The following is a 10,900-nucleotide window of genomic DNA, read 5'->3' as shown; positions in this document are numbered from 1 at the left end:
CGGTCCTGGCATTTGCCAGGCACCTCAAGGAGATTGCAGAGAATCGACGTGTCGACGAATTCAACCCTGCGAGCCACGCCTCACCCGATCCCCAGAAGACGGTCGAACTCCGTGTAGTCGCGGTCCTGTTGCCCGCGGGCTTCCAGCCGCCCCTGTGTGATCACATCGCCCAGGCGTCCGGCCGCCATGGCTGCCGGATACCCGTCGAGCTCGGTGAGCTTGGTGAGCCGGCTCGTGCCAGACTCCCTGTCCCGCCAGCACACCACGACCCCATCATGATCCGCGCTGTCGAGCGCCGACAACAAGGCCGGGCTGTGCGTGGTGATGAGCACCTGCGTGTCGTTCTCCGCGCTCGCCTGCCGGACGAGTTGCAGCACTTCTGACGCCTGGGAGGGGTGCAGCCCGTTCTCCAACTCCTCAACGACCAACATGAGTGCGCGTTCCGAACCGCCCCTCGCACTGCCCGCACTCGACGAACCGAGGTCGAGCCCCCTCCCTCCGGTGAGGAGCGATGTGGTGATGGCGAGAAAACGCAGCATCCCGTCGCTCATCTCCCGGGCCGGAGTCAGCCCCAGCTCCCCCTCATCCAGCGCCAGCATCACATCGCCCAGCTCGGACTTAGTGACCGCCAGCGTCTCAATGTCGTGATCGGCCAGCCCGCGCAGCAACTGCACGAGCCGATCGAATAGTTCAGGGCTCGTCCTCTGTACGTTGCCGATCGCGGCGGACAGGTTCTCCGCGGTGCGTCGCAGATGTACGTCCCGCGACGGGACGTACTGGCGCATGAGGTGCGGCACCGGATCGAGGTGAAAGGCGCCGACCAAAGCCGACAGCACCGACTGGGCGATCCAGATGCAGTCGTGCTCGCCCTCTGTGTCACCGGCCAGGCGCAACGGCAGCTGTGACGTGAGGAGACGTGAGTTACGGAACGGGCCGCTCGGATTCCGGCCGGGCCTGCCGTTGTGCCACGACGCCTGGATGTCACCGAGGTGCGGGCTCGGCGCGCCGCTCACGAGTACGTCGCGATGACCGCTGACGGTGGGCCCGGACAGGCGCTCCTCGACGATCTGCACCTCCGGCTCCACCTGGATCGTCACATCCAGGTGGATCGGCCCGTACTCGCTGCTCACAGTGCACCCGAGCGAGAATCTGTCCGATCCGTGCGGCACGCATCCGGCGAGCCCGCCGCGCACCGGCCCTGCCGGGCTGCGCCGGCTCTCCAGCGCCTCGGCGATGTCCTCGCCACGTGCCAGACGAGACAGCACTTCGAGTCCGTCGAGCGCGTTCGACTTGCCGCTGCTGTTGCGTCCGATCAACACGGTCAGCGGAGCGAGCCGGAAGGCCTCACCGCGGAAGCTCTTGAACGCGGTCAGGCGGACCTCTTCGATGCCCTGGGCAGTCACACCGGCCAAGTTACCGCAGGCCATGCCCTGCGGCCTGGTCTGCTCCGGGCCGGGCATCGGTCAGTTCCGCCCATACGGTCTTGGTGAGCCGGTCGTCCGCCCGCGTGCCCCAGCGGGTGACCAGGGTGTCGACGATGAGCAGACCTCGACCGGCGGGTGCGTCGGGGGCGGCAGGTGTGAGGTCCTGCGAGGGCGGTGGTAGGCGCTCCGGGCGGGTGTCCGTGACCTCGACACGGAGGATGTAGGTGGATGGGATGCCGTGGAGCGTGCGGGCCAACGTCAGGGTGAGGCGAAAGTCGCGGCCCGGGGTGTGCCCGTGCGCGACGGCGTTCGCGGCGAGCTCCGCCACTACGAGGGCGGCGCGGTCGGAGAGGTCGGTGCCGTGCGAGATGCCCCACTCGTCGAGCTGGTGGGTCGTTAGGCGGCGGGCCAGGCGGGCGCCTCTGCGGGTGGCGCTGAGCTGGATGGTGAAGTGACGGGCTGGTGGGACGAGTTGGGTGGCGGGGAGGGGGGTGGAGATCTGCTGGTTCATGTCACTCAGCGTGGTCGGGTGCGTCTATCTTGAACAGCGATGACGCCGATACGGAGCGTAGTTGTCGGGCTGTCCAAGCGAGTTGTCCGGGCTGTCGGGCGTGACTGCACGCGGTGTGGAGCGGTGTCAGGTGAGTGCGGGGTGATGACGGTACGGCCGGAGGTGGCTGGCATGACGGGTACGGAGTCGGAAGAGACGGGTGGCGGTACGGGAAGCTCGGCGGAGGCGCAGGACTGGGACGAGGGGATGTCCGAGGTCCTGGAGATGGTGGGGCGACATGTGCGGCGGTGGCGGGAGCGGGCGGGGCTGACGCAGGCCGAGTTGGGGAGCCGGATCGGGTACACAGAGCATCAGGTGTCGGCTGTTGAGCGAGGGCGACGGATCCCCAAGCCAGCGTTCCTCGACAAGGCGGATGAGGTGGTGGGAGCGGAGGGGATGCTGGCGGAGTTCAAGGAGGACGTGGAGAAGCTTCGGTACCCGAAGAAGGTGCGGGACCTGGCTCGACTGGAGGGGGACGCGGCGGAGTTGGGGGCGTATGCCGCTCTTCACATCCACGGCCTCCTTCAAACCGAGGAGTACACCCGGGCGCTATACCGGATGCGCCGCCCCATGCTCGATGAGGAGACGATCGAGCAATACGTCGCAGCGCGGATGGCACGCCAGCAGATCTTCGAGCGGCGCCCCATTCCCGTCCTCAGTTTCGTCCAGGAGGAGGTGACGCTACGGCGCCCCCTCGGTGGCAAGATGGTGATGCGGCTACAGCTCGAACGACTGTTGGAAGTGGGCCGCTCGCGGCGTGCCGACCTCCAGGTGATGCCGACGGACCGCGAGGACCACGCTGCGATGGGCGGCTCGTTCATGCTGGTCGATCCGCACCATGGCCCAAAGGTGGGGCACATCGAGGCGCAGCGCTTCAGTCGCGTGATCCCTGAACGGAATGAAGTCCGCCGCCTGGAAGCCCAGTATGGGATTATCCGCGCGCAGGCTCTCACGCCACGGGAGTCACTGGCGTTCATCGAGAAAGTGCTGGGAGAGACATGACGATCAAGCCCTCTGCCGACGGTGCTGCCGGATTGGAGTGGTTCAAGAGCAGCTACAGCAGCAACGAAGGCCCCGAATGCGTCGAGGTCGCGGCCTGCCCCGGCACGGTCCACGTACGCGACTCAAAGAACAAGCAGGGCGCGCGTCTGGGCTTCAGCCCGCAGGGGTGGGCCGCGTTCGTCGCGCTTGTGCGTGAGGCGGGCTGAGCGGTACGGCACATGAGTGTGGCTCCCCGGCGGACAACTTGCCGGGGCCACAGCTTTGTTGAGGTGAGGTCAGAAGAGGCCCGGGGGCTCCTCGGCGGGAGGCTTGGGGCGAGCCGCCTTCTTGGCCATGGCCGGGATGGACTCCTTGGGCTGCTTCTTGGCGTGCAGGCCCGCGTCGACCTCGGCCTGGTAGCGGCGCTGATTCTCTTCGAGGAGACGGTCGAGGATCTCCTGGCGAACGACGGGGCCGACGGTGCACCGGGGGCCTTGGCGGGTGTCATGGAAGCCGTGGTCAAGGCTGCTGGGCTGGCCAAGGAGATCTTGCCAGCCGTACGCGCGGGCTACTTCTTCATCGATGGCCCGGTGAATGGCGCGGAGTTCAGTGATATCCGGATCCGTGCAGGTCTCATCGTGGACAAGGTTGTAGGTGACCGTGAGGCCGCCACGAGTGCGCATGACTTCACCACGGCGAGTGTCCAACTGAGCGCCCAAATCCCGCAGATCTTGGGTGTATTCCGGGCGAGGGAAAGTTTCGAACACGTCGGAAGCGGTATATCGAATCCGGGTTTCAAGAGTCGATCCGTGCTCAACCACCCACCAGTAGTGTGCCGCACTGCTCAGCAAGCCGAGAAGCGCCAAATCGTCTGCCGCAAAGACAGCTAGTGCATGCGAAAAAACTTGCCCAGTCGGCACCATTACCGGCATCACCGTCTTGCTGTGCTTAATAATGACGATTACGCGCGACAGTCCACTAATAGCCTTGACCATCGCCGGGCGCTTATCCGCATACTGCCAATACCTCTCAGGCAAGGGCTTACGCAATACGTAAGAACCGTCCGACTTGCGCCTCTGCCTCTCGGGCTTCACTTCACTCTCGACAATACGGAAGACGTCACCATATTGTTGAGCATGCTCAATCGACCAGTCGTGAAAATTGATAACCCAGCGACTCGCACTTCCATCTGAACGTTTCCCGACGTCGTCTCCAACCAAATACGGGTAGAGGACAGAATGATTCTTAGGATCTGCCTTCAACAGCTGGTTTGCCGCCTCTTCCGTCAGAACGAAACCCATTCCCGTAAGTTTCGATCCTTCGAATGAGATCCCACGGTTGGCTACGAGCTGATGGGCCTCTCCCTCGGCTCTGCTCTCCGGAGTTAGAGACGGGGAGATCGCGACAACCTCGACACCGTCCAATATTCTGACGACACCATCTGCGACTGGAGCTCTGCTCAACCATACAGCGCAATATTCGAGCATGGCAGACTTCGACGGCCAAGGCTCACTCTTTACTGCAGCTCGAATTACCGACCCGTCGGACGCTAGCCGACCAATGGAGGCTTTCCGGGTATCTGTCTGGGCCAATGAGTTTGTTGCCACCACACCCACTTGCCCTGCTTCATTGAGCAAGCTGTCAATTCGCAGAACAAAGTACCCAACCAGATCGCACCGATCAGCCTTAACTCCGGCGATCCATTCGCCGAGAAATCTGAAATATGACACCCCCATGGAGCCACTGATCTTTGTGCCCCCCAGGAATGGCGGATTCCCCACCACTGCATCAAAGCCGCCCCGCTCCTCCCAAACCTCAGGAAAAGCCAGCGGCAAATGCACAGGCTCCCGATCAAACCCTCCCTCCGGCTGCCCCGTAGCCAGCCACCCCTGCGCAAGCCCCTCAGCCAGTCCCAACCGCCCCGCAGCCACCACCTCGTCATCCTGCGCATCAACCACCGCATGAGCCGCCGTAACCGCCTCAAACGCCAGCTGATCCCGCTCCTTCTCCCCTCGTCCAGCCCCCGCCATGGCCGCCCCCACCACCAAATCCGCAAACACCCCGGCGTGCCGAGTCTTCTTCCGCACAGAAGCCAGAATCGCCCGCTTCTCCACCAGCTCCTCCAGCCCAGCTCCTGGAATTCCCGCCAGCTTCCTCCGCTCATCGGCGACTTCACGCACCAGCCGCCGCACACCCCCCGTGAAGTCGATCCCATCCCCATGAATCCGACGCCCCCGCACCGGATCCAAATGCATGGCCTCCAACTGCTCCACAGATGTGATCCCCAGCAGCGAATCCCCCGCCACCAGCCGGTCGTCCAGGAACGTAAAGGGACGCTCCGGGTCCATGGACACCAGCCACAGCGACAGCTTGGCCATCTCCACAGCCATCGGGTTGATGTCGACCCCGTACAAGCAATGCTCAATAACCTGTCGCCGTGCCTCGACCATCACCGGGTCGGCCTCCGCGTCCACCGCAGAAGCAGAAAGCGACCGCGCCGCCTCCAGATACGCGATAGCCCGCGCATCCCTCTCCCGGGCCCACGCCTCGACCAAGGAATGGGCGAGGTACCGGCAAGCAGCGACTAGGAATGCCGCCGAGCCCATCGCGATGTCCGCGACCTTCAGCTTCAGCAGCTCGGTCGACGACTTCGGCCGCCACTGCGAACGGTCAGAGGTCGCCAGCGGCCCATGCTCGGCCTCGTACACCAGCGGCTCCAGCGCCCCATCCGCCACCTTCTGCGCAAGGGACTTGGGCGTGTAGTGCGTGCCCGTGTTCTTCCGGAGTGCGGATTCTGTGACGTAAAGCGCGCCCGGCCGGATGACTACCGGCAGGTCCCGCAGATCACGCCGGATGATCCCGTAGAACGGGAGCAGCCGCTCCGTCAGCTCCGCGTCGCCGCCCGTCGCGGCGAGCAACTTGCGCCGCGCGGCCTCGCGCTCCGAATCACTCAGCGGGGCAAGCGACTTGGCGACCTTGGCCGCACTGCCCAGCCCTGTCGTCTTGTTGTACTCGTCCGCCAGGAGCGCCCCCAGGTCCGCCGGCTCCTGGACACCGGCCGCCTTCGCCTCAAGCCATGAGAGCAGCACCTCCGCCTCAAGCCCCGGCTTCCCCACCAGCCCGACAACCGTGTCTTCGGCCCGCCGCCCCTGATACGAGAGCAAGCCCTCGTACACGTAACCGATCTGTTCGACGTCCAGCGTCCGGAACGTCAGTCGCCGCCGTTCCCGCTTCTTGCCTACACCGATCAAGACATGCTGCACCGACTGGAGCATGTGCAGGACAGTCCGGTCGTCGATCGGCAGGGGATCGCTCGGGTCGTCCTCACCCGTTCCGCGCCCCTCCAACCAGGGGTAGGCGTTCGGGTCGAAGATCGAGCCGTCGTACGCATGCATGGTGAGCTTGGGGTGCTCCACTCCCCCGTACACCGCGTTGAACAAGGCAATCAGCCGATGCCAGCCTGCCCTCGTCTGCTCCAGGTCCTCCTCGGTGGTCTCCCTGGCCCGCCGCTCCAGTTCCTCGGCGAGGCGGCTTGCCGAATACGCCTGCGTATACAGCTCGTTGTCGCTCGGGAGTAGGCCGCGCTCCTCTGCGAACAGCAGGAACACCACCCGCATCATGATGGCGACCGCGCCCCGGTAGACCTCCTGCGCGGGGACGTCGGCGAGACCCCTGCCCCCTTTTGCGCGCTCGCTGATATCGGCCCGGCCGATCGCCTCCACCAACAGCTCGACAGCCTGGCGGACCTGGACGCCGAGAGCGTCCGTCACGTCTTCCTGGTTGTCCAGGGACTCCCGCAGCAGCGGGAGCAGCATCTGGTCGTCCTCGACGGAGAAGAAGCGGCGCCGATTCAGGAGCGACACGAAGGCTCGTACCACCACGCGCTCGGCCTGTTCCGTCCAGGCCACCGTGTCGAAAACGGCCGACGTGGCGACGCCGCCGCGCGGTGCCCACACGAGGGCCCACCAGCGGCCGTCCGTCACCAGGCCCAGCTCCACACCGTGGTGACGGCACAGGTGGGCCATGCGGTCGATCGGGGTGGCCGACCAGGGTGAGTCCGGGATGCGGCGGGCAGGGTGCTGTCCGGCCGGGACCGTCAGACCGAGCATCGAAGTGCCAGCCACGAGCGCGGCCGTGTCGTCCCCTTCCCCCTCCACCCCAGGGTCGAGTAGCGCGAACGTCGGCGCGACACGCTCGTCATGCTCCGGGACATCGACGGCGAGGGCATCGGTCAGCCCCGCACCCTGCCCCAACGCATCGCCCCAGCCCAGGAGTTCACTCAGAAGGAAGTGGATCCACGCCTCCTGCCCCGTCTCCTGGTCGGACAGCCAGACACCGTGTTCATACCGCAGCCGCGCACGCATCGGCTTGTCGATGGAGTCGAGCTGCTGCCAGGTCCTCAGCAGCACGGGCAGCGTCAGGAACGGTCCCGACACGTCTACCAGGCTCAGCCAGTCCAGGTGCTGCTGCCTGCCGTCCGGCAGCGGTGCCCCGCTGCGGGCGCGTCCGCGGCCGTGGTTCGTACGGACGGTGGTGCTCACTTCACGGCCTCCCGGCGGGGAACGACGAAGACGACGGCGACGGGGAACAGCAGCGGTTTGGGCTGGGCGTAGCGCGCGGCGATCGAGGCGAACTCGCGTTCCTTCTCGGTCTCCAGGGCATCGAGCCGCTTCGCCCAGTTCTCGCGGTCTCGGCGCTGCTGCTCGGCCTCGTCGAAGATGAGCTCCAGCTGACCTTCCTCCTCCTCGGCCGGTTTGCCGATGGCGGCGCGCAGCGAGGCGCGGAAGGCGTCGATGTTGGCGGCGATGCGCTCCGTCTCCTCACGGCGGCGGTTTTCGAGGCGGCCCTCCAGCGCGGTCTGGCGGTTGCGGGCGCGCCATTCGAGAGAGGAGACCAGGGCTTCGCTCACGTGAGGCCAGGCATCGGTCAGCCGGCGCTCGAGGAGCGTGGAAGCCTTGGTTGAGTCAGCGAGTGCGTTGTCGAGGATCTCGCGCAACGTGGTGATTTTCTCAAGGCGGTTGAAGCGGACCGAGCCGGCTGACGTCTCGTCGTCGCGGAGCCAGCCTCCCGCCTGGAGGACCTCCTCGTGGAGGCGTACGCCGTCCGCGCCGACCAGCACGAAGCGAGCGAAGGCACCTACGAGGGTGGTCTCCAGCTCTGGGTGGTCGCTGACAACGGCGGCCACCCGGGCCAGGCCGGTCTGGTCCTTGTTCCACACAGCCGCACGGAGCAGGCGCGTGGACATGGTGACCAGGGGGTGGCCGAGATGGGCAAGGACCACGTCGTCGCGGCCCTTGGCGCCTTGCGCGTCGAACGTAATGGGGCGCTGGATCTCCGGGCGCAGCTTGTCTGCGAGTCCCTGGCTGGCGCGCTCCCATGAGCCGGTGAGCGTGGGGACTTCGTAGAAGCCCGGAGCGAATTCCCGGTCGTCGATGACAGGGGTGATGTCCTGCTGGCGGGCGAGAGGAAGGGCTGTGGAGACCACTCGCGCGACCCTCGGTGGCGTGATGCCGAGCGTGCTCACGGTGGCGTCAACCTGATCCTTCAGGCGCTGGGCCTGTGCCTGGACGTCGCGCTCGGCGGTCACATTGCCGCCGCGTTTGGCCTTGCGGCCCGCGTATGCCTCAGCCCGCTCGACGTCGAAGTCGGCACCGAGGTCTCCGGTCATCCTGCGCTGTACGGCGTCGGCGAGGACGGCGTTGACCTTGCCGAGGTCCTCTTCCATGCGTGCGACCTTGTTGGCGACGCGGGCGAGGAATTCGAGGTCGGCCTCGTAGTTGTCGGCTGCTTTCTCGTAGCCGCTGCCGATGAAGTGGACGATCTCCGGGGCGGTGCGCTGGCCGTAACGGTCGATGCGGCCGATGCGCTGTTCCAGCTTGTTGGGGTTGAACGGGATGTCGTAATTGACCAGGCGGTGGCAGTGCCGCTGGAGGTCGATGCCCTCGCTGGCCGCGTCCGTGGCGAGGAGGATGCGTACCTCGTTCTCGGCGGGCTCGGCCTGGAAGGCGAGGCGCAGCTGCTCACGGTCGTCGGTGTTCATGCCGCCGTGGAGGAGGGCCACGCGGTCGCCGCCGAGTCCGTGGTCACGCAGCAGGTTCTGGAGCCAGATCTGGGTGTCGCGGTATTCGGTGAAGACCACGACGCGTTCGTTGGTCCAGTGCTTGCCGTCGGGCAGGCACACCGCCTTGACGTAGTCGATGAGTTCGCGCGCCTTGGAGTCGGCCTGGGCCTGGTGGCGCTGTGCCCACTCCTGCATCTGCTCCAGGAGGTCGGCCTCATCGTTGTCGGTGCTCGGCTGGAGTGTGGTGGCGCGGGCGATGGCGTCGTCCTCGGCTTCGGCGAGCGGCTCGTCGTCGTAGTCCGCGTAGTCGGCGAAGAAGGTCTCCTGCCATTCCTCGATCTCCTCGGCCGCCTGCTGCTTCTTCGTGCCGAGGGTGTCCAGGTAGACGGCGATGGTGCGGGCGAAGGCGTCCGGGGACGAGAACAACCGCTTCTTCAGTAGCAACGTGACCAGGTCGGCGGCCTTGCGGCCGCCCTTGTACCGGGTGCCGAGCTTGGCGCGGCGCAGCTGTGCGTAGTCCTTGAGGAGGCCGTGGATGCGGCGTTCGTCGTCGGTGTATTCGACAGGCAGGGCGACGGTCGTGCGCTCCAGGAAGCGACGGGTTCCGTCAGGCTCTCGGATGTCGGTTTTGAGACGACGTACGACCGTGTCCTTGACCGCTGCCGGGTCAGGCTCCACGCCGCGGGCGAAGCGCTGGCTGTCGATGATCTCCAGGAGGGCGGTGTACGACTCCTGGTAGCCGTTGTGCGGGGTGGCCGACAGAAACAGCCGGTGCTCGAAGTGGGGCGCGAGGCGGCGGATCAGCTTGGTCTGCTGGGAGTCGACGGGGTAGAGCTGCTTGGGCGCGGAGGGTGCGACATGGTGCGCTTCGTCGAGGATGAGCAGGTCGAAGACACGCTTCGTGGGAGTGGTCGCGTCGGTGTCCTCGGTGGGGAGCACTTCGGCGAGCAGGCGCTGCGCCTTGGGGCCGCGCAGCCAGGGCAGGCTGACGATGCACTGCGGGTAAATGTTGAAAGGGTTGGCCGCGCTGCCGTGGCTGCGGCGCACCTCGGCGCTGCGCTCGGAGTCGATGATCGTGAAGTCCAGGCCGAACTTCTCGGCCATCTCGTCACGCCACTTCACGGTCAGGCCGGCCGGGCAGACAATCATGATCTTGTGGGCGCGGTTCCGGAGGATCAGCTCCAGGGCGACGAGACCCGCCTCGATGGTTTTGCCGAGACCGACGTCGTCAGCGAGGAGCAGGTTCACGCGCGGGGCGGCGACGGCTCGGGAGACGGGCTCCAGCTGATACGGCTCCACGGCGACACCGGAGCGGAACGGCGCCTGGAGTGTGCGTACGTCCGCAGAAGTCACGGCCGACCAGCGGACCGCGTCGAGGAAAGCGGCGAGGCGCTCGGGAGGGTCGAAGCCTCCGGCGGTCACATCGGGGAGGGAGCCAGCAGGCAGCCTGCGCCGCCCCGGCTCGACCTCCCAGATGACCGAGAGGGTGTCGTTGTAGCGGCCGTCTTCGACGCTATTGAGCGTGACAAGTGTGGTGCCCCGGCTTGCGCCACCGTCAGGCTTCGCCGACTCGCCGAGGTCCACGTCGGCCACCACCCAGCGCTGGCCCCGAACCTCGACCAGGTCGCTGATCTCGGGGACTGCCGTCGGGTCCTGGGCATCGCCACGGCGGCGGACCGCCCGCTGTGCCACTCCCGCCAGGTCGGTGGTCGACGATGTCGTCATCGGCTTTCCGCGCTCCTCACACCGCCCTGGCCCGATACCGCGTCGGCCTGGGCGAATCCCGTCAAACACAGCAATTCAAACACGCACCCGGACGGGGCCCGGGCGCTCCCTGCCCGGGCCCAAATCACTGCGCCTACTGTGGCACCGGCTGACACGGGC

The 10,900-nt window shown here is 66.3% G+C and carries 6 protein-coding genes; 2 read left to right on the top strand and 4 right to left on the bottom strand.

The genetic code is table 11. The annotated features are described in order from the left end of the window. Positions 1–80: 80 nt before the first annotated feature. Positions 81–1,403 (bottom strand): AAA family ATPase, encoded by a 1,323-nt coding sequence (locus KCH87_RS16350; protein WP_210586815.1) that lies wholly within the window; start codon positions 1,401–1,403, stop codon positions 81–83. 10 nt (positions 1,404–1,413) lie between these two features. Then, positions 1,414–1,935 (bottom strand): ATP-binding protein, encoded by a 522-nt coding sequence (locus tag KCH87_RS16345; protein WP_210586814.1) that lies wholly within the window; start codon positions 1,933–1,935, stop codon positions 1,414–1,416. A 171-nt stretch (positions 1,936–2,106) separates the two neighbouring features. Between KCH87_RS16345 and KCH87_RS16340 the strand changes: the two genes are divergently transcribed. Beyond that, positions 2,107–2,976, top strand: coding sequence for a helix-turn-helix transcriptional regulator (locus KCH87_RS16340; protein WP_210586813.1), 870 nt, complete (start codon positions 2,107–2,109; stop codon positions 2,974–2,976). Then, positions 2,973–3,182, top strand: a complete 210-nt coding sequence (locus KCH87_RS16335) for a DUF397 domain-containing protein (protein ID WP_210586812.1) — start codon at positions 2,973–2,975, stop codon at positions 3,180–3,182. Before KCH87_RS16340 ends, KCH87_RS16335 begins: the two co-directional genes overlap by 4 nt. Positions 3,183–3,251: 69 nt before the next feature. Here KCH87_RS16335 and KCH87_RS16330 read toward each other — a convergent pair whose 3' ends face one another. Together KCH87_RS16330 and drmD are read right to left on the bottom strand one after the other, a co-directional pair. Continuing rightward, positions 3,252–7,496, bottom strand: a complete 4,245-nt coding sequence (locus KCH87_RS16330) for an Eco57I restriction-modification methylase domain-containing protein (protein ID WP_210586811.1) — start codon at positions 7,494–7,496, stop codon at positions 3,252–3,254. After that, positions 7,493–10,741, bottom strand: coding sequence for a DISARM system SNF2-like helicase DrmD (gene drmD, locus KCH87_RS16325; protein ID WP_210586810.1), 3,249 nt, complete (start codon positions 10,739–10,741; stop codon positions 7,493–7,495). The genes KCH87_RS16330 and drmD overlap by 4 nt, the downstream gene beginning before the upstream one ends. Positions 10,742–10,900: the final 159 nt, after the last annotated feature.

This window comes from Streptomyces sp. GESEQ-35 (assembly GCF_017948485.1).
Taxonomy (GTDB): domain Bacteria; phylum Actinomycetota; class Actinomycetes; order Streptomycetales; family Streptomycetaceae; genus Streptomyces.
Note: the sequence above shows the minus strand (reverse complement) of the source record. Positions and strands in the feature narration are given on the sequence as shown.